The sequence below is a fragment of the Streptomyces sp. NPDC013157 genome (genome assembly GCF_042899865.1).
In the GTDB taxonomy this organism is placed as follows: Bacteria; Actinomycetota; Actinomycetes; order Streptomycetales; family Streptomycetaceae; genus Streptomyces.
On sequence record NZ_JBIBAK010000016.1, the window covers coordinates 57,587 to 80,355 of the forward strand.

Below are 22,769 nucleotides of genomic sequence, written 5' to 3' on the forward strand. Positions count from 1 at the left end.
GCGAAACCGCCGGGCCCTTCCTACTCCCCTTCTCCCGCCGCTCCCGCTTCCCCCCCCCGCCGCACCCGCCACTCCCGCCGCGTCTCGCGTCAGCCGGTCGGCGGGTTGCCCGTCGACACCTTGAGCTCGACGGTCGGCATGTCCTGCGGGTCGACGTCGGTGCCGGAGGAGGGGAACTGCTCCATGATCGTGCCGTCGCCGTAGGTGTTCTCGTCCACGGAGACGATCTTCATCTGCCAGCCGGCGGCCTGGAAGCACTCCTTGACCGACTTGATGTACTTGAACTTGAAGTCCGGGACCTGGATCTTGTCCGGGTCGTCGTAGGACTCCTGCGGTTCGGTGCACTCGGTCTTCTCGACGGTCTTCGAGGTGTCCGGACCGCGGTAGCCCGAGGCGTGCGAGGCCGCGGTGCTCGCGCTGCTGCCCCCGCCGCCCCCGCTGCCGCCGGTGTCGTCATCGCCGCCGCCGGTGTTCAGCGCCAGTGCGACGATCAGGCCGACCACCGCGACGAGCGACACCGCGATCGACCCGATGACCACCGGCCGATTGCTCTTCCCGCCGCCACCGCCACCGGCGGACGGCGCCTGGGGCGTGATGTTGTACGGCGGCGGGGTCGACGGCGCCGGCTGAGCGTATCCGGCCGGGGTCTGGTAGCCCGCCTGCTGCGGATAGCCGTAGGCGGGTGAGGGCCCCGTGGCCCGGTAGGGATTGGGGGCCGGTGCCGGCTGGTACGGCGTCTGCACCGGCCCGGGAGGCGTCGGCGTGCCCTGGCCGACCGGCGGGAACACCGCGGAGCCGACCCCGGCGCCGCTCTGCGTCGGCGGGATGCCCGGGACGATGCTGGGTGCGGCCGGCTGGAGCGAGGCGGCGACCCGCAGGCACTCGTCGCGCATGGACTCGGCGGTCGGGAAACGCTCGTTCGGGTTCTTCTTCAGCGCGCGGGCGACCAGTGCGTCCACCGCCGGCGGAAGGGCACGGTTGACCGAGGAGGGAGCGACCGGCTCCTCCTGGACGTGCGCGTAGGCGATCGCCAACGGCGAGTCCGCGTCGAACGGCAGCCGCCCGGTGACCAGCTGGAACAGCATGATGCCGACCGAGTAGAGGTCGGACCGCGCGTCCACGCCCCGGCCGAGCGCCTGCTCCGGGGAGAGGTACTGCGGGGTGCCGACGACCATGCCGGTCTGGGTCATCGAGGTGACCCCGGACTGCATGGCGCGGGCGATGCCGAAGTCCATCACCTTGACGACACCGCGCTTGGTCATCATCACGTTGCCGGGCTTGATGTCGCGGTGGACCAGCCCCATCTCGTGGCTGATCTCCAGCGCGGCCAGCACGTCCGCGGTGATCTTCAGCGCCTTGTCGGCGGGCATCGCGCCGTACTGCCGTACGTCCTCGTCCAGGACCGAGCCGAGCGGGCGGCCCTCGATGTACTCCATGACGATGTACGGCATGGTCGAGCCGTCGAGCGCGTCCTCGCCGGTGTCGAAGACGGAGACGATGTTGGAGTGCGTGAGCTTGGCCACTGCCTGGGCCTCGCGGCGGAAGCGTTCGCGGAAGGCCTGTTCCCGGCCGAGTTCGGTGTGCAGGGTCTTGATCGCGACCTGCCGGTCCAGGACCGCGTCGTACGCCAGGTGCACGGAGGCCATGCCGCCCTCGCCGAGCAGGTCGCGCAGCTGGTAGCGGCCACCGGCCAGAGCCCGCCCCGCGTAACGGCCGTATGTGCCGTCCTGGCTCATTTTCCCCGTCCCCCGCCCGGCACTCAGGCACCCTTGTTGATCGAATGTCTCATTCCCGGCCAAGTCTGCCGGAGGGCAGTGACACGTCAAGCGCGGTGCCCGTTCCGTGACCGTACGCGAAACAACAGCCGCGGAAGAGTTACAGGGGCCGTACGTCCGGTACACAGAATTTGCACGGCGGCGAGTGGTACGGGTTTGATGGCCGGTCCGTCCACGGGCCGGATCCCGGACCGACGGGTTGCGCGGAGGCTGTAGCGTGGCCGACGGAGACCGTGACAACACCGCGCGCACCGCGGGCAGAAACGACGGCGAGGACCGATGGCACAGACGCACAGCGCCCAGGGCCCGTCCGACCCCGAGGCGACTGGCGGCGGCATGTCAGACGCGCCGGAGATGTGGGGCAACCAGGGCCTGGTCGGCGACGGCCGGTACCGGCTCACCCACCGGCTCGGGCGGGGCGGCATGGCCGAGGTGTTCGCGGCCGAGGACGTACGGCTCGGCCGCACCGTGGCCGTGAAGCTGCTCCGGGCCGACCTCGCCGAGGATCCGGTCTCCAAGGCCCGCTTCACGCGCGAGGCACAGTCGGTCGCCGGGCTCAACCACCACGCGATCGTGGCGGTGTACGACTCCGGCGAGGACGTGGTGGGCGGCCAGTCCGTGCCGTACATCGTGATGGAGCTGGTCGAGGGCCGCACCATCCGCGACCTGCTGATCAACGCCGAGGCGCCGGGGCCCGAGCAGGCCCTGATCATCGTCTCCGGCGTCCTCGAGGCACTGGCCTACTCGCACCAGCACGGCATCGTGCACCGCGACATCAAGCCGGCCAACGTGATCATCACGCACAACGGCGCCGTCAAGGTGATGGACTTCGGTATCGCCCGCGCCCTGCACGGTGCCTCCACGACGATGACGCAGACCGGCATGGTCATGGGCACGCCCCAGTACCTCTCCCCGGAGCAGGCGCTCGGCAAGGCCGTCGACCACCGCTCCGACCTGTACGCCACCGGCTGCCTGCTCTACGAACTCCTGGCCCTGCGGCCCCCGTTCATCGGCGAGACCCCGCTGGCGGTGGTCTACCAGCACGTCCAGGACATTCCGGTGCCGCCCTCCCAGACCTCCGAGGGCGCGGCCCCGCCGGAGCTGGACGGCCTGGTCATGCGCTCGCTCGCCAAGGAGCCCGACGACCGCTTCCAGACCGCCGAGGAGATGCGCGGCCTGGTCCAGTACGGCCTGCAGATGCTGTACGACCAGGGCGGCCACACCGGCACCTGGAACACCGGCCCGGTCACCGTGCACGACGGCCGGCACACACCGGCGGCCGGTTTCGCCGGTACGACCGTGATGCCGCACCCGACGACCGGCGCCGGGACCACGCAGATCCCGCAGCCGATCCTGCCGGGCGGCTACGGGGGCGGCGACGACGGCGGTTTCGAGGGGCACGGCAACAGAGGCAGCGGCCGCGGCAAGCTGTGGATCCTGGCCGTCCTCGCGGTGATCGCCATCGCGGCGGGCGTCGCGCTGGCGCTGAACAAGGGCGGGGGCGGCGGCGACGGCGGCACCGGTACGTCGCAGTCGCCGACCACCTCGCAGACCACCAAGGACGAGACGCCGAGCTCCAGCCCGTCGGACGAGTCGAGCGACACGGCCACGGACACGGCGACCGACGACAGCGGCTCGGGCAACAACAACGACAACTCCGGCTACACGCCGTCGCCGACCCCGACCTACAGCCAGTCCCAGCAGCAGAGCAGCGAGCCGACCGACGAGCCGAGCGACACCGCGAGCGCCTCGCAGCCCACCGACTCCGAGAGCTCGCCGGACACGCAGCCCTCCGACACGACAGGCGCGGGCGACGACGGCGGCACCGACGCCGGCTCGATCGCCGGCACCGGTGTCGGCGGCGGTTGAAGGACACCGACACCCTTCGGCTGACCGGCCGCCGCCGATCAGCCGCTACTGCACGAACGCGTCGCACACCGCGTCGTACTCCCTGGTCCACCACACGGCCAGTGCCGAGGCGGCCGGGAACTGGGTGTCCGCGCGGGTGTCGCCGCGCTCGTAGTGCCAGCGCAGCATCCAGAAGTCGTTGAGCCGCTCCCACCACACGCGATGCACGGCCGCCGCGAGCTCCGAGGGCGTGGCCCCGGCCGCGCGCCGGTACGCGTGCGCGTACGCCCGTACCTTCCGCAGGTCGAGCGCTCCCCCCGGGCGCACGAAGAAGATCGCGGCGGCGCGTACGGCCTCCTCCGCGCGGGGCTGCACGCCGAGCCGGTCCCAGTCGACGATCGCGGCGGGCGCGTCGTCCTTGTAGAGCAGGTTGAACGGGTGGAAGTCGCCGTGCACCCAGCCCACCGAGGCGCCGCGCGGGGGGCGCCGGGCGGTGTGCTGCTCCAGGAGCGCACGGCGTTCGAGCAGCCGGTGGCGGGCGAGTTCGTCGAAGGAGTCGGCGGGGCGGTGCCGACTGACGTGGGCGAGCAGGTCGTCGATGAGGGCGAAGGTGTCGGCCGGGTCGGCGCTCTCGACGGGGTGGGGGCTGGTTGCCGGGCGGGTGCGCCCCTTGGGTGGCATCACGCGCTCCAGGCAGGCGTGCACGGCGCCGAGGAGCGCGCCGAGCCGCGCGCACTCCCCGCGCGTGAGCTGGCCGCCGTGCCGGTGCCGGCCGTCGATCCAGGGGTGCAGCGCGTAGGCGTGGCCGCCGACGACGGCGACCGTACGGCCGTCGCGGTCGGCGAGGGGCGGGGCGACCGGGACGCCGAGGGCGGCCAGTCGCAGGGTGGCCAGATGACGCCGCTCGATGGCGGCCGGATCGGCGGTGTCGGGGTCGAAGTGGTGTTTCAGGAAGTAGCGGCCGCGGGTGGTGCAGAGGCGGTAGCCGCGGTTGAGCAGGCCCTGTTCGACCGGTTCGCAGGCGAGTGCGGAACCGGCGGCGTACAGCCGGAGCAGGGCGCCCAGAGGGGGCGCGTGGGGTACGAGGGGGGGTAAACATGAGCGCGGCACGCGGCAGATGCTAGGGCAAGCGCCAACCCTGTGAGCTGCGGGTTGTCACAGGCAGTCGTCGGTGGTCGCTTTCGGTCACGCGATGGGTCATGGCGAATGCAAGTGCGAAAGATGCGCCGCCGTGACGGCGCGCGGAGCATAGGGTCAGCGCGCCGCGCGCGGCGCGCGCCCGCTCTTCGGGGAGCAGACCGGACACCTCGACATCTTCCCGTGGCCCCGGGCGGCGGGATAACGTGCCGTTGCTCCGGCCTCCTGCAAGGCTCTGACCAGCAAGCTTCCGGCCCGCGTCGATCTACTGGGAATCCCAAGCAGAAAGTACTTGGATTTCCAAGCAAAAACGCAGGTCAGGAGGGGTTTCACAGAAATGTGGAGCACTGGGTAACGTGCATGTTGCAGGGCGCTCGCCGGGGCACCTGTCACGCCTGTTCCCGGCCGAGTGGCACACACCCCGTGCCATGGGTGTCGGAAGCAGGTGAGCCGCACTGGTTCACCCGGCAACCCCGGGGGCCGGACCGACGGAGGAGCACACGTGAGCGTGGACAGCAGTGCCGCGGGCACACCGCGACGCAGCGCCGCAGGCAAGGCCGGTACCACCGGCAGCAAGACCGGCACCAAGCGCACCACCAGCCGTACCACCGCGAAGAAGAGCACCGATCCCGAGCTCGTGCAGCTGCTGACCCCCGAGGGCAAGCGGGTCAAGAACGCCGAGTACGACGCGTACGTCGCCGGGATCACCCCCGACGAGCTGCGCGGCCTGTACCGCGACATGGTGCTCACCCGCCGCTTCGACGCCGAGGCCACCGCCCTGCAGCGGCAGGGCGAACTGGGCCTGTGGGCGTCCCTGCTCGGCCAGGAGGCCGCCCAGATCGGCTCCGGGCGCGCCACCCGCGAGGACGACTACGTCTTCCCGACCTACCGTGAGCACGGCGTCGCCTGGTGCCGCGGGGTCGACCCGACCAACCTGCTGGGCATGTTCCGCGGCGTCAACCACGGCGGCTGGGACCCCAACAGCAACAACTTCCACCTCTACACGATCGTCATCGGCTCCCAGACGCTGCACGCCACCGGCTACGCGATGGGCGTCGCCAAGGACGGCGCGGACTCGGCGGTCATCGCCTACTTCGGCGACGGCGCCTCCAGCCAGGGCGACGTCGCCGAATCGTTCACCTTCGCCGCGGTCTACAACGCCCCGGTGGTGTTCTTCTGCCAGAACAACCAGTGGGCGATCTCCGAACCGACCGAGAAGCAGACCCGCGTCCCGCTCTACCAGCGCGCCCAGGGCTTCGGCTTCCCCGGCGTCCGGGTCGACGGCAACGACGTGCTGGCCTGCCTCGCGGTCACGAAGTGGGCGCTGGAGCGCGCCCGCAGCGGCGAGGGCCCGACGCTGGTCGAGGCGTACACGTACCGGATGGGCGCCCACACCACCTCCGACGACCCAACCCGCTACCGGGGCGACGACGAGCGGCTGGCCTGGGAGGCCAAGGACCCGATCCTGCGCCTGCGCCGGTACCTGGAGGCCTCAAACCACACGGACGACGGATTTTTCGCGGAACTCGAAGCCGAGTCCGAGGCGTTGGGCAGGCGAGTGCGCGAAGCGGTACGGGCCATGCCGGACCCGGACAACTTCGCCATCTTCGAGAACGTGTACGCCGACGGGCATGCGCTCGTCGACGAGGAGCGAGCCCAGTTCGCCGCCTACCAGGCGTCGTTCGCGGACGTAGAGGGGGCCTGACCATGGCAGCGGAAAAGATGGCTCTGGCCAAGGCGATCAACGAGTCGCTGCGCCGCGCCCTGGAGTCGGACCCCAAGGTCCTCGTCATGGGCGAGGACGTCGGCAAGCTCGGCGGTGTCTTCCGGGTCACCGACGGGCTGCAGAAGGACTTCGGCGACAGCCGCGTCATCGACACCCCCCTCGCCGAGTCCGGCATCGTGGGCACCGCGATCGGCCTCGCCCTGCGCGGCTACCGCCCGGTGGTGGAGATCCAGTTCGACGGCTTCGTCTTCCCGGCGTACGACCAGATCGTCACCCAGCTCGCGAAGATGCACGCCCGCTCGCTCGGCAAGGTCAAGATGCCGGTCGTCGTCCGCATCCCCTACGGCGGCGGCATCGGCGCGGTCGAGCACCACTCCGAGTCCCCCGAGGCGCTCTTCGCGCACGTGGCCGGACTCAAGATCGTCTCTCCGTCCAACTCCTCGGACGCCTACTGGATGATGCAGCAGGCCATCCAGAGCGACGACCCGGTGATCTACTTCGAGCCCAAGCGCCGCTACTGGGACAAGGGCGAGGTCAACACCGAAGCCATCCCCGGTCCGCTGCACAAGGCCCGCGTGGTCCGCGAGGGCACCGACCTGACCCTCGCCGCCTACGGCCCGATGGTGAAGCTCTGCCAGGAGGCCGCCGACGCGGCCGCCGAGGAGGGCAAGTCGCTGGAGGTCCTGGACCTGCGGTCCGTCTCCCCGATGGACTTCGACTCGATCCAGGCCTCGGTCGAGAAGACCCGCCGCCTGGTCGTGGTCCACGAGGCCCCGGTGTTCTTCGGTTCGGGCGCGGAGATCGCCGCCCGCATCACCGAGCGCTGCTTCTACCACCTGGAGGCCCCGGTTCTCAGGGTCGGCGGCTACCACGCCCCCTACCCGCCGGCCCGCCTGGAGGAGGAGTACCTTCCGGGCCTGGACCGGGTGCTCGACGCCGTCGACCGTGCCCTGGCGTACTGAGGAGAGGGTCGTGACGACGATGACGGAAGCGTCCGTACGCGAGTTCAAGATGCCGGACGTGGGCGAGGGGCTCACCGAGGCCGAGATCCTCAAGTGGTACGTCCAGCCCGGCGACACGGTCACCGACGGCCAGGTGGTGTGCGAGGTCGAGACGGCGAAGGCGGCCGTCGAACTGCCCATCCCCTACGACGGCGTGGTCCGCGAGCTGCGCTTCGCCGAGGGCACCACGGTGGACGTGGGCACGGCGATCATCGCGGTGGACGTGACGGGCGGGGCGCCGGCCGGGGAGCCCGCCGCGGTCCCGGCCCCCTCCCCGGAGCCGGAGAAGAAGCCGGAGGGCCGCCAGCCGGTCCTCGTCGGCTACGGCGTGGCGGCCTCCTCCACCAAGCGCCGCCCGCGCAAGGGCCCGGAGGTCACGGTCGCCGAGGCGGCCGTCCAGGCAGCGGTCCAGCAGGAGCTCAACGGCCACGGCCCCGCTCCGGTCCCCGCCCCTGCCCCGGCCGTTGCCCCGGCCGTGGAGGAGGAGCGGCCCCGCCCGCTGGCGAAGCCGCCGGTGCGCAAGCTGGCGAAGGACCTGGGCGTCGACCTGGCCACGGTGACTCCGTCCGGCCCGGACGGCATCATCACGCGCGAGGACGTGCACGCGGCGGTGGCAGCGCCGACGGCGGTACCGGCCGCTGTGCCGCAGCCGGCCGCCCCTGAGCTCGCCGCGACCCCGGCCGTCGCCTCCCCCGACAGCGCCCGCGAGACCCGTATCCCCATCAAGGGTGTCCGCAAGGCGACGGCGGCGGCGATGGTGGGCTCCGCGTTCACGGCCCCGCACGTCACGGAGTTCGTGACGGTGGACGTGACCCGCACCATGAAGCTGGTGGAGGAGCTGAAGCAGGACAAGGACCTGCAGGGCCTCCGGGTCAACCCGCTCCTCCTCATCGCGAAGGCGTTGCTGGTCGCCATCAAGCGCAACCCGGACATCAACGCGTCCTGGGACGAGGCGAACCAGGAGATCGTGCTCAAGCACTACGTCAACCTGGGCATCGCCGCGGCCACCCCGCGCGGCCTGATCGTGCCGAACATCAAGGACGCCCACGCGAAGACGCTCCCGCAACTCGCGGAGGCGCTCGGCGAGCTGGTCGGCACGGCCAGGGACGGCAAGACGTCACCCGCGGCGATGCAGGGCGGCACCGTGACCATCACCAACGTCGGCGTCTTCGGCATCGACACGGGCACGCCGATCCTCAACCCGGGCGAGGCGGCGATCCTCGCCGTCGGCGCGATCAAGCTCCAGCCGTGGGTCCACAAGGGCAAGGTGAAGCCGCGTCAGGTCACGACACTGGCCCTGTCCTTCGACCACCGGCTGGTGGACGGAGAGCTGGGCTCGAAGGTCCTGGCGGACATCGCCGCGATCCTGGAGCAGCCGAAGCGGTTGATCACCTGGGCGTGAGGCCTGCCCCTCTCTGACAAGCGTGAACACTGAGACCGTAAGTTCTGCTTACGGTCTCGCGGACACTCCCGGTCTGAGGGACATAGCCTGAGAGTGGGCGGCCGCAACTTCGGATTGCGACCGCCCACTCCCTTTCCTTCGCAACTCTCAGTGCTGGTTGAGCACGTAGACCGGCGCCCCGTTCTCCGTCCCACCCCGCGAGTGAATGCAGGCGTGCTTGCGCAGCAGCCGGAGACACTCGTTGACGCGGTGCACCGTCAGGCCGGTACGCGCGGCGATCGATTCGAGCGGCTCGCGCAGCTCACCCTTCTCGACCAGGACAGGGGCGATCACGACGGCCACTGTCCATACCTCCTCGGTCACGGACAACCGCCGTCGCCAGTCGGCGAGTACGGACTCGGTGGTCGGTAGCGATCCTCGCAGTGTCGAGTTCCGCCCAGACGCTTTTGCCGACGGTCAGTTTCTCCACGGACCAGCGGGAGGCGAGCATACGGACGATGAGCAGGCCGCGGCCGGATTGATCACCGGGGGCGGCGGAGACGGCGGCGTCCGGGAGCCGTTCGCCTCTCGGGTCGGTGACGGAGACGCGGAGCGCGGTGCCGGTGAGTGATGTCTCCACGCGGAACAGGCGGTCTCGCAGGCACCCGTACAGTAACGCGTTCGTGCACAACTCGCTGGCCAGCAAGGCCGCGTCGCCGGCGACGCCGGGGTGGTGTCCCCAGGCGACGGCGAGTTGGGCGACGCGTCTGCGGGCGCGGGGGATGTTCTGGGGAAACGGGGTGTAACTGACGCTGTCGTAGCGGTCGTACGGCTTCGAGGGACCGGGAGGGCAGGAGTCGGTCACAGGATCCTCCGGGAGCTGGGGGTTGGGGTGGCTTCGCCGTGCGGCGTAGGTGAGGACAGCACGGTGCCCTTCCGCCAACTGATTGGATGCGTGGCTGATTGAGCACAAACGGTAGCCATCGGCGGAACGTGCCATCAAGTTCTCAGCCAGAAATATTTACTCGAACTGACTTGCCTGCAGTACGGTCACGCCAGAGACGATGGTCGACTCTGTGACAGGGGAGGCGCGATGGCGGACAGGTACCGGGACCCTGACCGGGGCAGGACCGTATCGACGGTGCTCGCGCGGAGGTTGGGCGGTGAGCTCCTGCGTATGCGGGAGGCGTGTGGGATGCGTCAGCCTCACGCCGCCGAGGCGCTGTCGTCGTCCGTGGCCAAGGTCGCCAAATTGGAGCGCGGTGGCGTGCCCATACGGGACCCGGACATCCGTGCGCTGTGCCACCTGTACGGCGAGAGCGACGACGCGGTGATCGAGCGGCTGCTTGCGCTGGCGCGGACGGATCGGGAAAGGCGCAAGGCGAAGGGTTGGTGGAATCAGTACCCGCAGCTTCCCGCCATGGTTGAGTACGTCGCCCTTGAGGACATCGCCACCAGCATCCGCACGTGGCAACTCGCCTTTATTCCAGGGTTGCTGCAGACGCCGGACTATGCGCGGGCCGTGGCGGTGGGTGCCGGCTCCTGGGAGGACCCAAGCGACATCGAGCCCTTCGTGGAAGCGAGGCTTGCCCGACAGGCACGACTACGGTCGGAACGCCCGCTGGAGTTGTGGGCGGTGATCCACGAGGGTGCACTGCGTCAGTCGGCAGGTGGCCGTGAAGTGATGCGGCAACAGTTGGGGCATCTGCTCGAACTGGCCGCCCTGGACACGGTGAAGATCCAGGTGGTGCCGTTCCTGGCAGGGGCCAATCCCGGCATGATCGGGGCGTTCAGCATCGTCTCGTTCGCCGAACCCGCAGCGCTGGACGTCGTACACATGGATGTGCCTTCTTCTACCCTCTGGCTGGAGACTGAAGAGGACGCCGCCCGTCATGGCCGGATCTTCGACCGCATCGCGCGGGTCGGGCTGGCGGAACGCAACGCCGTCGATCTGATCGAGACCATTCGCAAGGAGATGTAGGACCGGTGAGCGAGTTCGAGTTCGTCAAGTCCAGCTACAGCGGTGGAGATGCCGGCCAGGAGTGCGTCGAAGTCGCCCGCAATATCCCCCGTGTAGTGGTTGTCCGGGACTCCAAGGACGCGGACGGGCCAATGATCCGGGTCTCTCCGTCGGCCTGGACATCGTTTGCGATATCCGCAGGACGCTCCCGGGTATGAGCGCTCGCCGCACACCGGCCGGGGACCCGGGATCGGCAATCGAGTGGGGCGACCGTCGCGCCGTTGATGGCGGCGCCGTAGAGCGGACGTTTCTTCTGGACAGACAGACCGGCGCTGTTCCTGGCGTGCTCTGGTTGCCGTCCACGCCCGTTTCGTCGCTCCCTCCCCTGGTCCTGCTGGGGCACGGTGGCAGCGGGCACAAGCGAAGTGAGCGCATCGTCAGCCTGGCCCGTTGGTTCGCCGCACGGGGCATTGCCGCTCTGGCGATCGACGGGCCGTACCACGGTGACCGGGTTCCCGGTCTTTTGAGCGTCGCGGAGTATCAGTCCCGTGTGGTCGAAGAAGGGATCGACGTCGTTCTCGACCGGACGGCCGAGGACTGGCAGGCGTGTGTGGACGCTCTAGCCGGCATGGGTGTCACCGACGGGGACAACCTCGCCTACCTCGGGATGTCCATGGGAACCCGGTTCGGCCTTCCCCTCGCGGCTGCCCTGGGTGACCGGCTCCGCTGCGCGGTCCTGGGCATGTTCGGCCTCAGTCAGACCCCGGCCCTGCACAGCGGCCTTGCTGCCCCGGAACGCGTCGCGACGGACGCCGGACGGACAACCGCCCCCGTCCTGTTCCACATTCAATGGGATGACGAGATCTTTCCCCGGGACGGGCAACTGGCTCTCTTCGACGCGTTCGGGTCGAAGGAGAAGGTGGTGGTCGGTTTCCCCGGTCGCCATGGCGAGAACCAAGACGTTGCCATCGCTCTGTGGCGTGACTTCGTGTGCCGCCACCTCGATGTCGGGCACGGCTGAACGGCAAAGGCCCGCCGCAGACAACCGCTGCGGCGGGCCTTCGTCGGCTCGGTGCGAGGTGGGTCAGATGGTCGCGAAGCCGTAGTTCAGGAGCTTCGTCGCGTCCGTCGCGCGCTGGGTGATCGAGGAGGAGGCGAGGACGGTGCCGATGACCGTCTTGCCATTGCGGGTCGCGGCGAAGACCAGGCAGTACTTGGCCTCGGGGCCGGAGCCGGTCTTGATGCCGATGGCGCCGCTGTAGCTGCTGAGCAGCGTGTTGGTGTTGGTCCAGGCGCCCATGGTGCGGGTGGAGCCGGTCTTGGTGATCGTCTTCGCCGTGTACTTCTTCGTCTTGACGACCGTGCGGAACGTGGAGTTCTTCATCGCGCTGCTGGCGATCTTCGTCAGGTCGCGCGGCGTCGAGTAGTTGTTGCCGTTGCCGATGCCGTCGAAGGAGTCGAAGTGGGTGTGGGTCAGGCCCAGGTTCTTCGCGGCGGTGTTCATCTTGCCGATGAAGTTGGCGACGCGCTTGGCGCGGGTGGTGCCCGAGCCATACGTGTCCGCGAGCGCGTAGGCGGCGTCGCAGCCGGAGGGCAGCATCAGCCCGTAAAGCAGCTGGCGGACGGTGACCTTGTCGCCGACGATGAGGTGCGCCTGGGAGGCGTTGTTGGCGACGACGTAGTCGCTGTACGCCTTCTGGATCGTGACCTTCTTGTCGAGGTTCAGGTTCGACTGGGCGAGCACGACCTTGGCGGTCATGATCTTCGTGGTGGAGCCGGTGGACAGCTCGGTGTCCGCCTTCTTCGTGTACAGCGTCTTCGCGTTCGCGTTGTTCATGATGTAGCCGCCCTTGGCCACGATCGTGGGCGCGGTGACGGCCTGCGCGGGCGCCGCGGTGAGGGCTCCGGTCGCGAGCATCGCGCCGGACGTGACGGCGATGGCGACGGCCTTGCGGAGGCGGGTGCCCTTAATACCGGTAATCAACTGAAATACCCCGAGTCGAGTCGAGTCGTAATGCCCCTGGCGTGCGGCCGAGTTGGGGGTGCCGAAGCGAGTGGGGCCGCACGTGTGTGACACGTAAGTAGCACAGATGGTTGTGCGGCTGCTGAGAGCGATTTACATCACGTCCGGATGATGGACTCCCGTGCCGCTTGCGTACGTGTTGTATCTAAGCTGTGGGCATGAGCCTGGCCGTCAAGCAGCCCCCCGCCGCCGACCGCGTCTACTCCCACGTCAAGCAGGGCGTCCTGGACCGCCACTACGAAGGCGGCACCCTCCTCACCGAGGGCGAGCTGGCCGACGCCGTGGGCGTCTCCCGCACCCCGGTGCGGGAAGCGCTGCTGCGGCTCGAGGTCGAGGGTCTGATCAAGCTCTACCCGAAGAAGGGGGCCATGGTGCTCCCGGTCTCCGCGCAGGAGATCGCGGACGTGGTGGAGACCCGGATGCTGGTCGAGGAGCACGCGGTGCGCAAGGCCGTACCGGCGTCGGCGGGGCTGGTGGCCCGGCTCCAGGAGCTGCTCGACCGGCAGAAGGCCGAGGCCGCCGCAGGTGACCTGGCCGCCGCGGCCGTCACCGACCGCTGCTTCCACGCCGCGATCGTCCGCGACGGCGGCAACGAGATCCTCTCCCGCCTCTACGACCAGCTGCGCGACCGCCAGCTGCGGATGGGGGTCGCGATCATGCACGCGCACCCCGACCGCATCGCCAAGTCGCTGACCGAGCACGAGGAGATCCTGGACGCGCTGCGCGCGGGGGATGCCGATCGCGCGGTCGGCCTGGTGCACCGGCACGTCGACTGGTTCGCGCACCTGGCGCGGGGTGAGGTCCGATGAGTCGCGGCAGCGTGTCGTTGCCCGGTGATCCGCCGGGCGGCCGCCGGGCCGTGGCGGTCTGGAGCATAGGCGTCTCGGTCTACTTCGTCGCCGTCATCTTCCGGACGTCCCTCGGGGTCGCCGGCCTCGACGCGGCCGACCGCTTCCACGTGGGCGCCTCGGCGCTGTCCACGTTCTCGATACTCCAGCTGCTGGTCTACGCCGGCATGCAGATACCCGTCGGCCTGCTGGTCGACCGCCTCGGCACGAAGAAGATGCTGTCCATCGGCGCCGTGCTGTTCACCGCCGGGCAGCTGGGCTTCGCCTTCTCCCCGTCGTACGGCACCGCGCTCGCCTCGCGCGCGCTGCTCGGCTGCGGTGACGCGATGACGTTCATCAGCGTGCTGCGGCTCGGCACCCGCTGGTTCCCGGCCCGGCGCGGTCCGCTCGTCGCCCAGCTCGCCGGTCTGGCGGGCATGGCGGGCAACCTCGTCTCCACGCTGGTCCTGGCCCGGCTGCTGCACGGCATCGGCTGGACCCCGGCGTTCGCGGGCAGCGCCCTGGCCGGTGCGGTCGTCCTGGTCCTCGTCCTGTTCTTCCTGAAGGACCACCCCGAGGGGCACGAGCCGGAGCCCTTCCCGCACCAGGGGGCGGCCTACGTGCGGAAGCAGATCGCCGCGTCCTGGCGGGAGCCGGGGACCCGGCTGGGCCTGTGGGTGCACTTCACCACCCAGTTCCCGGCGATGGTGTTCCTGCTGCTGTGGGGACTGCCGTTCCTGGTCCAGGCGCAGGGGCTGTCCCGCGCCACGGCCGGTGAGCTGCTGACCCTGGTCGTCCTCTGCAACATGGTGGTCGGACTGGTCTACGGCCAGATCGTCGCCCGGCACCACACGGCGCGGCTGCCGCTGGCGCTGGGCACGGTCGGGGCGACGGCCGTGGTGTGGGCGGCGACGCTGGTGTATCCGGCCGACCATGCCCCGATGTGGCTGCTGGTGGTGCTGTGCGCGGTGCTGGGCGCGTGCGGGCCGGCGTCGATGATCGGCTTCGACTTCGCGCGGCCCGCCAACCCGCCCGAGCGGCAGGGGACCGCGTCCGGGATCACCAACATGGGTGGTTTCACGGCCTCGATGACGACGTTGTTCGCGGTGGGCGTGCTGCTGGATGCCACCGGTGACAACTACGCGGTGGCCTTCTCGTGCGTGTTCGTGCTCCAGGCGCTGGGGGTGAGCCAGATTCTGCGGCTGCGGGGGCGGGCGGTCCGGCGGGAGCGGGAACGGTTGGTGGCGAGCCGGGTGGAGACGGTGCACGTGCCCGCATAGGTTCTCCCACCCGCGCACCACCCGTTTGCTGTGGGCAGAGAGGCTCGGCGACCTGTGGGGCTGATCGCCGTCGGCGGCTTTCCGGATGTGCGAGCGATCGGTCAGCCGGTTCGGCGATCAGTAAGCCGTGGGTGCGGGTGAGGCGGTCATCGCGCCGTCGGGACGAGGGTCAGGTAGGCCAGACCCAGCACACCCCGGTACGTCAGCCAGGCCGAGCGGTGGCTGTCCAGGCGGGCTCGGGTCTCCGTCGCCAGGGGGTGGCCGGGGTTGGCCGCCAGCCAGACCTCCGTGTCCGCCTGGTACGCCGACTCGAACTCCTCCCACTCCTCCATGCTCGCCGTCTCGATCCACTCCGGGCGGAAGCCGGCGGCCACCGCCAGGTCGGTCAGGGCGGCCAGGTCGTGGTGGTCGGTGGCCGAGGCGCCCGGCCACATTCCGGCCAGCTCCGCCTCGGTCGGGGTGCGCTGCCAGAAACCCTCGCCGAGCAGGACGCGCCCGCCGTCGGCCACCAGCCGCCGCAGCTCCCGCAGGGCCGGCACGAGATCGTCGCCCAGTGCCTGGCTCGCCCCGAGGCAGAGCACCACGTCGGCCGGGCCGCGGCCGGTGCCCACCGCGGACTCCTCGGCGAACTCCACCCGGCCGGCCAGCCCTCGCGCCCCGGCGGCCCGCCGCCCCCGCTCCAGGTCCGCCGCGTTCACGTCCACTCCGACGCCGTGGGCCTGCGGTACGGCCGCCAGCAGCCGGAGCATCAACTCGCCCCAGCCGCAGCCGATGTCCAGCACGCTGCCGGGCTGCGAGCCCGCGAGGCGCCGGACCATCGCGGTCGCACGGGCCTCGGAGAGCGGGCCGTGGAAGGTGAGCCGGGTGAGGCGGGGCGGGAGGTCGTCCTGTGGCGCGGTCGCAGAGGTCATGCCGGGAAAGATAGGTCGGGACGGCCGCCGCAGGGCACCGAATTACCGACGCACCCCGCGCCCGCCTCTTTCCCGATTCTTACTGCGTGACCGCGAAGTTGCGCAGGATCGCCGCCGTCAGCTCCGGTTCGCCCTCCGCCTTCACCCGGTCCGCGACCGCGTCCGGCGTGGTGCGGCCGCAGGCCAGGCGGACGAAGGTCTCCCAGTCGAGGGTGAAGGTGGCGGCGGGACCGAGGGCGGGGGCCGTTTCGAGGGTGCCGCGGCCCTGGATGTCGACGCGGATGGTGCGCAGGAACTCGATGGGGCCGTGCACGTCGAAGACGATGGCCGAACTGCGCGGTGCGTTCGCCTTCTCGGCGACGACGGCCGGCAGCTCGCCGAGCAGCACGTCACGGGCGATGTGCGCGCCGGGGGAGTCGAGGTTGCCGGGGCGCCCGAGGGCGGCCCGCAGATCCTGCTCGTGCACCCACACGTTGAAGGCGTGGCCGCGCATGGACTCTTCGAGGGTGAGCTCGGTGCCGAGCGGGGCGCGCACCTTGGCGCCCGGGTCCCGCGACTCGTTCCGCAGCTGGCGGTTGCGGCGGATGATCACGTACTCCAGCTCGGAGGTCATCTCCGGCGCCGTGTGGTGGCGGCGGACGTCGACCTGCATCTCCATGTAGCGCTGCTGGTCGTTGGTGACGTGGAAGAGGTCGCGCGGCAGGGTGTGGATGGGGCGCGGGTCGCCGAGCATCTCGCAGTCCAGGCCGATGACGTGGGAGACCACGTCCCGCACCGACCAGCCCGGGCACGGGGTCCGCCGGTTCCACTCGCCCTCGACAAGCGGCGTCACCAGCTCGGATATCGCTTCGATGGAGTGGGTCCAAGCGTCGGCGTAGGGCTGGAGGGTGGGATGCAGACTCACGGAACGGGACCCCTCGGCGGTCGGTACTCGGGCAGGTGGTGGCGGCGCTGCCAGCGGGAGGTGGCTGCTGTCGGCGGGTGTCTTGAAACGCTAAGTTACGCTGCTGTGAGGCACCCCGGCAGTGCTTTCGTGTGACGATCGTAGGCCCGTGTGGACGGCTCGAATGCCAGGACGGTGGTAGTGTGCGCGCCTCGCTCATCCAGATCGATGTAAACGAGGGCGAATCGGTCGAATCTCGTCGGCAGCGCGTGACCGCACTGGTGCGCGAGCAGACGGACGCCGATCTCGTCGTACTGCCTGAGCTGTGGACGACGGGCGCGTTCGCCTACGAGCAGTTCGCCACGGAGGCCGAGCCGCTCGAAGGCCCGACGTACGAGGCGATGGCGAAGGCGGCGAGTGACGCGGGCGTCTGGCTGCACGCCGGCTCGATCCCCGAGCGGGACCCGGACGGCCCCCTCTACAACACGGCTCTCGTCTTCTCCCCCTCCGGTGAGCTGGCCGCGGCCTACCGCAAGATCCACCGCTTCGGCTTCGACAAGGGCGAGGCGGTGCTGATGGGCGCGGGACAGGAGCTGGTGACGGTCCGGCTGCCCGGGACCACACTCGGCATGGCCACCTGCTACGACCTCCGTTTCCCCGAACTCTTCCGCGGACTCGTCGACGCCGGCGCCGAGACGCTGGTGGTCTCGGCGGGCTGGCCCGAGCGCCGGCGCGCGCACTGGACGCTGCTGGCCCAGGCGCGGGCGGTCGAGAACCAGGCGTTCGTGCTCGCGTGTGGAACGGCCGGGACGCATGCCGGGGTTCCGCAGGCCGGTCACTCGATCGTGGTCGATCCGTGGGGTGAGGTGCTGGCCGAGGCGGGCGCCGGCGAGGAGGTCCTCACCGTCGACCTCGACCCGGCCAAGGTCGCGGCGACCCGCGAACAGTTCCCGGCCCTCAAGGACCGCCTGCTCGGCCTGGACCCCCCGCGCCACCGTTAGCCCCTAGTCCCCGTCCCGCTCCTTGTCGGCCAGGTGGATCACGCACACCGCCACCGCGATCAGCAGCGCCGGGTCCGCGTCGTCCCGTACGACGTCGACGCCGTAGGTCTCCCGTACGTGCAGCCAGCGCCGGGAGACCACGGCCAGCAGCTCACCGTCGTATTCGACGGCGAACTCGCGGTCGAGGATCTTGCCGCTGACGTCCAGTTCGGTGCCCTCGGCCAGCCGGACCCGGTAGTGGTTGCGCAGCAGCGACAGCCGCTTGCGCCGGATGGTGGCCAGGGGCTCGCCCTCGCGTTCGATCACCATGGTGTCGCGCAGGGCGAACATCTTCTGGTGGAAGTCGACGAGCACCCGTCCGTGCCGGTCCTTCAGCTCGAACGTGTCGCGCACCCGCATGGCCTTGCCGTCGACGAGGAAGACCTTGTCGCCGCGCTCGTCCTCGATCCAGTAGTCCTCACCGAAGCCGAGGAGCCGGTCGCGTACCAGGAATCTCATACCTGTACCCCTTCCCGCCCCACCGGCCCGAAACGCCGCCGGTAGTCCGACGGGCTGAGTCCCGTCTCGCGCCGCAACCGCGCCCGCAGGTTGGCCGCGGTGCCGAGCCCGCTGCGCGCCGCCACCACGTCCAGCCGTTCCTCCCCGCGCTCGATCAGACGGCAGGCGAGGGCCACCCGTTCCCCCGTCAGCCAGGCCAGCGGGGTGGTGCCCAGCTGGGCGCGGAACCGGCGGTGCAGGGTGGCGGCGGAGACGGCGGCCCGCGCGGCCAGGTCCGCCACGGTCAGCGGCTGCCCGAGCCGCTCCTGCGCCCAGGCCAGCAGCGGGCCGAGCGACTCGTCCGGCACCTCGGGCACCGGCCGTTCCACGAACTGCCGCTGACCGCCGTCCCGGTGCGAGGCGAACACCAGCCGCCGGGACACCGCGTTGGCGATCTCGGCCCCGTGGTCCTGCCGCCAGATGTGCAGCCCCAGGTCGAGCGCGGCCGCGCTGCCCGAGGCGGTGAGCAGGTCGCCGTCGTCGACGAAGAGCACGTCGGGCCGCAGCAGCACCCGGGGATGCAGCTCCCGGAAGGCGTCCGCCCAGCGCCAGTGCGTGGTGGCCGGCCGGCCGTCCAGCAGCCCGGCCTCGGCGAGCGCGAAGGTCCCGGTGCAGAAACTCACGATCCGCACCCCGCGCGCGTGCGCGCGCCGGACGGCGTCGAGGACGTCGGCACCGCGCGGTACGACGTTGTCGGGCCGCCCCGGTACGACGACCGTGTCCGCCTCGTCCACGGCCGCCAGCCCCGCCACCCCGCTGAGCGTGAAGAAGCCGTGGTTCATGCGCACCTCGGGCGTGGGCGCGCAGAGCGTCACCTCGTACGGCGGGACGGGCAGCCCCAGCTCGGGCCGCGGCAGCCCGAACAGCTCGGTGGCGACCCCGACCTCGAACGGATTGGTGCCCGCGTCGACGATCACGGCCACCCGGTGGGTCGACCGTGGGGACTGAGAGGATCCTTGCGGCATATGCGATTTCTAGCACTCACGCGAACGCCGGTCCACGCCCCAGGATGATCGCCATGACCAGCGAACCCATCTCCCTCACCCACGCCCTCGCCTCCTTCGACGACCTGTGGAGCCCCCGCATCGTCACCGCCGTCAACGACTACGACGTCCGCGTCGCCAAGGTCGACGGCGAGCATCTGTGGCACGTCCATGACCACACCGACGAGTTCTTCCTCGTCCTGGAGGGCGAACTGCACATCGCCCTGCGGGAGCCGGCCGGCGAGCGCACGGTCGTCCTCCCGAAGGGCTTGGTCTTCACCGTCCCCCGGGGTACCGAGCACAAGCCGCACGCGCGCGTGCCCACCGAGATCCTGCTCCTCGAGCCCACCGGAACCCTCACGGTGGGCGATCGGCACGACGAGGTTCCCGGGCACGTGGACGCGACGACCGGACACGCCCTCACCTGACCGGGCCGCGGATTCCTCCGGTCCAATGGATGTCCGGGAGTTGAAGTCCCCGTGCGTGTGCGGAAGCTGCCCAACCAACCGGGTGGGCTCCGAGTCCGACGATGCGTAGTTCGCGTAGCCGCGCACGTTCCTCTCGGAGGTTTCCATGCACGCTCGTCCCGCCCGCCGCCGGGCCATACGCGCCCTCCCGGCGATGACGCTGGCTCTCGGTGCGGCCATGGCCGCGTCACTCACCACGGCCGGTACCGCCGACGCCGCGACGGCACCGGCCACCGCCGCGGTCAACCAGTACGACTGGCAGCTCACCTACAAGGCCGCCGCCGGTCAGGCCAACAAAGCCACTGTCACCGCATCGCTCACCGCGGACCGCACGGGCATCGTCTATGTGATCGACGACGTTGTCCCGATCAGCGCGGGCCACGACTGCACCTACCCCGACAGCGCGGACCACACCAAGGTTTCCTGCCGGGTCACCCTCGTGGACAGTCAGGACCCGTACGCCGCGCTGATCGTGAGCCTGGGCGACCGGGACGACACGCTCGCCTACAAGAACGCCACTGACCAGATCTACTTCTACGCCCAGATCTCACTCGGCACGGGCAACGACAAGGCCACCGACTCCGGTCGCCTCGACGGTGCCTACGTCTCGGGCGACGCGGGCAACGACACCATCACCGTGGGCACGGAGGGTCTCGCCTGGGGCGACGACGGCAACGACACGATCAACGCGAGCGGCGGCGACAACATCGTGCAGGGCGGCAAGGGCAACGACGTGCTGCACGGCGGCAGCGGGGCCCAGTACCTGTCCGGCGACGCCGGCAAGGACACGATCACCGGCGGCACCGCGAACGACACTCTGTACGGCGGCACGGGCGACGACGTGCTGTACGGCAACAGCGGCAACGACAAGCTGTACGGCAACAGCGGGAACGACAGGCTGTACGGCGGTCCTGGCCGGGACACGCTCTCCGGCGGCCCTGGCACGGACGTGGTGCACCAGGACTGAGCGGACCGACGGGTCCGGGGCCCGAAGCCGGGCCCCGGACCCCAGGAAGGTCCTGAGGTTCGTCGGAAGTCGTCTGGGACGAGGAACGGGGCCGTCACCTGCTGACCGGGCTGCTCGGCCGCGGTGTCGAGGGATGCGGGCACGAATGAGCAAGAACGGCACGTCGTACGTGTGGCCGGGGCGTGCGCCTCGGCCACACGTGCAGGAATAGCGCCACGCGCGCCTGTGGTTGGCTTGAACCATGGCAAAGCGCGTACGCGTCCGCGCCCCCGAGCTGATCGGCAAGGGCGGCTGGATCAACACAGGTGACAGGCAGCTCAGCCTCGCGGAGCTCCGCGGGCGCATCGTAATTGCCGATTTTTGGACTTTTTGTTGCGTGAACTGCCTGCACGTCCTGGACGAGCTGCGTGAGCTGGAGGAGCGGCACCGGGACACGGTGGTGATCGTCGGGGTGCACTCGCCCAAGTTCGTGCACGAGGCGGAGCACCGTGCGGTCGTCGACGCGGTGGAGCGGTACGGCGTCGAGCACCCGGTGCTGGACGACCCGGAGCTCGCCACCTGGAAGCAGTACGCGGTCCGGGCCTGGCCGACGCTGGTCGTGATCGACCCGGAGGGGTACGTCGTCGCCCAGCACGCGGGCGAGGGCCACGCGCACGCCATCGCGCGGCTGGTCGAGGAGCTGGAGGCGGAGCACGAGGCGAAGGGCACCCTGCGCCGCGGCGACGGGCCGTACGTGGCGCCGGAGCCCGAGCCGACGACCCTGCGCTTCCCCGGCAAGGCCCTCCTGCTGCCCTCGGGGAACTTCCTGGTCAGCGACACCACCCGGCACCAGCTGGTGGAGCTGGCGGAGGACGCCGAGACGGTCGTACGGCGGATCGGCTCCGGCACGCGCGGTCTGACCGACGGCACGGCGGACACCGCCGCCTTCAACGAGCCTCAGGGCCTCGCGCTCCTCGACGACGGCTCGGTGGTCGTCGCCGACACCGTCAACCACGCCCTGCGCCGCCTCGACCTGGCCACCGGTGCGGTGACCACCCTCGCCGGCACCGGCCGGCAGTGGTGGCAGGGCTCCCCGACCTCCGGCCCGGCCCGTGAGATCGACCTGTCCTCCCCCTGGGACGTGGCCGTCTTCGGCGGCAAGGTGTGGATCGCCATGGCCGGCGTGCACCAGTTGTGGGCGTACGACCCGGAGCGCGGGACGGTCGCCGTCGCCGCCGGCACCACCAACGAGGGACTGGTCGACGGGCCGGCCGCCGAGGCCTGGTTCGCGCAGCCGTCCGGCCTGGCGGCCACCGCCGACCGTCTCTGGCTCGCCGACTCCGAGACGAGCGCACTGCGCTGGGTCGACCCGGACGGGCACGTCCACACCGCGGTGGGGACCGGGCTGTTCGACTTCGGGCATCGCGACGGCGCGGCCGAACAGGCCCTGTTCCAGCATCCGCTGGGTGTGACCGCGCTCCCGGACGGTTCCGTCGCCGTCTCCGACACCTACAACCACGCGCTGCGCCGCTACGACCCCGCGACCGGCGAGGTCACCACGCTGGCCACGGACCTGCGGGAGCCGAGTGACGCGGTGCTGGCCGGCGAGGACATCGTGGTGGTGGAGTCGGGCCGCCACCGGCTGACCCGGCTGCGACTGCCCGAGGAGGCGGCCCGGGTGGCGTCGGTCGCCCACCGCACCCAGCGCGCGGCGACCGAGGTCGCTCCCGGCAGGCTCCGGCTCGACGTGGTCTTCCAGGCCCCGGCGGGCCAGAAGCTGGACACCCGGTACGGCCCGTCGACCCGCCTGCTGGTCTCCTCGACCCCGCCTGAGCTGCTGCTCAAGGGCGAGGGCGCGGACACCGACCTGTCGAGGGAGCTGGAACTGAACCCGGCCGTCGAGGAGGGCGTCCTGCACGTCTCGGCGATGGCCGCGTCCTGTGACGACGACGAGGCCAACGCATACCCGGCCTGCCATGTGCACCAGCAGGACTGGGGAGTTCCGGTGCGTATGACTGAGGGAGGGGCGAGTCGGCTTCCTCTTGTCCTGGCCGGGATGGATCAGGACGCCTAGGAACTGCGC

The 22,769-nt window shown here is 70.5% G+C and carries 21 protein-coding genes and 1 pseudogene; 13 read left to right on the plus strand and 9 right to left on the minus strand.

Translation table 11 applies throughout. From position 1 onward, the window contains the following. Positions 1-89 precede the first annotated feature (89 nt). The gene (locus ACFY6U_RS37505; RefSeq protein WP_390045584.1) at positions 90-1,736 is read right to left on the minus strand and encodes a protein kinase; all 1,647 of its coding nucleotides are present in this window, start codon (positions 1,734-1,736) and stop codon (positions 90-92) included. 318 nt (positions 1,737-2,054) lie between these two features. On the opposite strand from ACFY6U_RS37505, the gene ACFY6U_RS37510 reads away from it, so the two are divergent. Beyond that, on the plus strand, positions 2,055-3,644 hold the full coding sequence (locus tag ACFY6U_RS37510; RefSeq protein WP_390045586.1) for a protein kinase: 1,590 nt from the start codon (positions 2,055-2,057) through the stop codon (positions 3,642-3,644). 45 nt (positions 3,645-3,689) lie between these two features. On the opposite strand, the gene ACFY6U_RS37515 is transcribed toward ACFY6U_RS37510, so the two are convergent. Next, positions 3,690-4,733 (minus strand): phosphotransferase, encoded by a 1,044-nt coding sequence (locus tag ACFY6U_RS37515; RefSeq protein WP_390045587.1) that lies wholly within the window; start codon positions 4,731-4,733, stop codon positions 3,690-3,692. A 529-nt stretch (positions 4,734-5,262) separates the two neighbouring features. On the opposite strand from ACFY6U_RS37515, the gene pdhA reads away from it, so the two are divergent. The 3 genes from pdhA to ACFY6U_RS37530 are packed head-to-tail and all read left to right on the plus strand — an operon-like array spanning position 5,263 to position 8,889. Beyond that, positions 5,263-6,465, plus strand: coding sequence for a pyruvate dehydrogenase (acetyl-transferring) E1 component subunit alpha (gene pdhA / locus ACFY6U_RS37520; protein ID WP_390045589.1), 1,203 nt, complete (start codon positions 5,263-5,265; stop codon positions 6,463-6,465). Positions 6,466-6,467: 2 nt separating this feature from the next. Next, positions 6,468-7,448, plus strand: coding sequence for an alpha-ketoacid dehydrogenase subunit beta (locus ACFY6U_RS37525; protein ID WP_351486408.1), 981 nt, complete (start codon positions 6,468-6,470; stop codon positions 7,446-7,448). Positions 7,449-7,458: 10 nt separating this feature from the next. Next, positions 7,459-8,889 (plus strand): dihydrolipoamide acetyltransferase family protein, encoded by a 1,431-nt coding sequence (locus tag ACFY6U_RS37530; RefSeq protein ID WP_390045591.1) that lies wholly within the window; start codon positions 7,459-7,461, stop codon positions 8,887-8,889. Positions 8,890-9,036: 147 nt separating this feature from the next. On the opposite strand, the pseudogene ACFY6U_RS37535 reads toward ACFY6U_RS37530, so the two are convergent. Both ACFY6U_RS37535 and ACFY6U_RS37540 read right to left on the minus strand, forming a co-directional pair. Then, positions 9,037-9,297 (minus strand): annotated as a pseudogene (locus ACFY6U_RS37535) (DNA-binding protein); the annotation flags it as partial. Then, positions 9,191-9,868 (minus strand): ATP-binding protein, encoded by a 678-nt coding sequence (locus ACFY6U_RS37540; RefSeq protein WP_390045593.1) that lies wholly within the window; start codon positions 9,866-9,868, stop codon positions 9,191-9,193. The pseudogene ACFY6U_RS37535 and the gene ACFY6U_RS37540, both read right to left, overlap by 107 nt. Before the next feature lie 93 nt (positions 9,869-9,961). On the opposite strand from ACFY6U_RS37540, the gene ACFY6U_RS37545 reads away from it, so the two are divergent. From ACFY6U_RS37545 to ACFY6U_RS37555, 3 genes are read left to right on the plus strand one after another with little or no spacing between them, the layout of a single operon-like run. Continuing rightward, a complete protein-coding gene (locus ACFY6U_RS37545) occupies positions 9,962-10,849 on the plus strand; it encodes a helix-turn-helix domain-containing protein (protein ID WP_390045595.1) in 888 nt (295 codons plus the stop codon). A gap of 5 nt (positions 10,850-10,854) precedes the next feature. Continuing rightward, complete coding sequence (locus tag ACFY6U_RS37550) at positions 10,855-11,046, plus strand: DUF397 domain-containing protein (protein ID WP_390045597.1); 192 nt, start codon at positions 10,855-10,857, stop codon at positions 11,044-11,046. Further along, complete coding sequence (locus ACFY6U_RS37555; protein WP_390045598.1) at positions 11,043-11,849, plus strand: dienelactone hydrolase family protein; 807 nt, start codon at positions 11,043-11,045, stop codon at positions 11,847-11,849. Before ACFY6U_RS37550 ends, ACFY6U_RS37555 begins: the two co-directional genes overlap by 4 nt. A 63-nt stretch (positions 11,850-11,912) precedes the next feature. On the opposite strand, the gene ACFY6U_RS37560 is transcribed toward ACFY6U_RS37555, so the two are convergent. Further along, positions 11,913-12,812 carry a D-alanyl-D-alanine carboxypeptidase family protein gene (locus ACFY6U_RS37560; protein WP_390045600.1) on the minus strand — a complete coding sequence of 300 codons (900 nt, stop codon included), beginning with the start codon at positions 12,810-12,812 and terminating at the stop codon, positions 11,913-11,915. A 197-nt stretch (positions 12,813-13,009) separates the two neighbouring features. Between ACFY6U_RS37560 and ACFY6U_RS37565 the strand changes: the two genes are divergently transcribed. Together ACFY6U_RS37565 and ACFY6U_RS37570 are read left to right on the plus strand one after the other, a co-directional pair. Then, positions 13,010-13,660, plus strand: a complete 651-nt coding sequence (locus tag ACFY6U_RS37565) for a GntR family transcriptional regulator (protein WP_390045601.1) — start codon at positions 13,010-13,012, stop codon at positions 13,658-13,660. Further along, entirely contained in the window at positions 13,657-14,958 is a 1,302-nt protein-coding gene (locus ACFY6U_RS37570; RefSeq protein WP_390045603.1) for a nitrate/nitrite transporter, read from the plus strand. Before ACFY6U_RS37565 ends, ACFY6U_RS37570 begins: the two co-directional genes overlap by 4 nt. A gap of 146 nt (positions 14,959-15,104) precedes the next feature. Here ACFY6U_RS37570 and ACFY6U_RS37575 read toward each other — a convergent pair whose 3' ends face one another. Then, positions 15,105-15,869 (minus strand): SAM-dependent methyltransferase, encoded by a 765-nt coding sequence (locus ACFY6U_RS37575; RefSeq protein WP_390045605.1) that lies wholly within the window; start codon positions 15,867-15,869, stop codon positions 15,105-15,107. Between the two features lie 79 nt (positions 15,870-15,948). Beyond that, positions 15,949-16,773 (minus strand): maleylpyruvate isomerase family mycothiol-dependent enzyme, encoded by an 825-nt coding sequence (locus tag ACFY6U_RS37580; protein ID WP_390045606.1) that lies wholly within the window; start codon positions 16,771-16,773, stop codon positions 15,949-15,951. A 182-nt stretch (positions 16,774-16,955) separates the two neighbouring features. Here ACFY6U_RS37580 and ACFY6U_RS37585 point away from each other — a divergent pair, with 182 nt between their 5' ends. Further along, positions 16,956-17,753: a carbon-nitrogen family hydrolase gene (locus ACFY6U_RS37585; protein WP_390045607.1), complete on the plus strand. Its 798-nt coding sequence runs from the start codon at positions 16,956-16,958 to the stop codon at positions 17,751-17,753. Positions 17,754-17,756: 3 nt separating this feature from the next. Here the strand turns inward: ACFY6U_RS37585 and ACFY6U_RS37590 are convergent, their stop codons facing one another. Continuing rightward, positions 17,757-18,251 (minus strand): LURP-one-related family protein, encoded by a 495-nt coding sequence (locus ACFY6U_RS37590; protein ID WP_351486425.1) that lies wholly within the window; start codon positions 18,249-18,251, stop codon positions 17,757-17,759. Beyond that, positions 18,248-19,255 carry a GlxA family transcriptional regulator gene (locus ACFY6U_RS37595; RefSeq protein ID WP_390045609.1) on the minus strand — a complete coding sequence of 336 codons (1,008 nt, stop codon included), beginning with the start codon at positions 19,253-19,255 and terminating at the stop codon, positions 18,248-18,250. The genes ACFY6U_RS37590 and ACFY6U_RS37595 overlap by 4 nt, the downstream gene beginning before the upstream one ends. 53 nt (positions 19,256-19,308) lie before the next feature. On the opposite strand from ACFY6U_RS37595, the gene ACFY6U_RS37600 reads away from it, so the two are divergent. The 3 genes from ACFY6U_RS37600 to ACFY6U_RS37610 all read left to right on the plus strand — a co-directional run bounded on the left by ACFY6U_RS37600 (position 19,309) and on the right by ACFY6U_RS37610 (position 22,760). Next, complete coding sequence (locus ACFY6U_RS37600) at positions 19,309-19,701, plus strand: cupin domain-containing protein (protein WP_390045610.1); 393 nt, start codon at positions 19,309-19,311, stop codon at positions 19,699-19,701. 145 nt (positions 19,702-19,846) lie between these two features. Beyond that, the gene (locus ACFY6U_RS37605; RefSeq protein WP_390045612.1) at positions 19,847-20,707 is read left to right on the plus strand and encodes a calcium-binding protein; all 861 of its coding nucleotides are present in this window, start codon (positions 19,847-19,849) and stop codon (positions 20,705-20,707) included. 241 nt (positions 20,708-20,948) lie between these two features. Then, positions 20,949-22,760 carry an NHL domain-containing thioredoxin family protein gene (locus ACFY6U_RS37610; RefSeq protein ID WP_390045614.1) on the plus strand — a complete coding sequence of 604 codons (1,812 nt, stop codon included), beginning with the start codon at positions 20,949-20,951 and terminating at the stop codon, positions 22,758-22,760. The last annotated feature ends 9 nt before the right edge of the window (positions 22,761-22,769 follow it).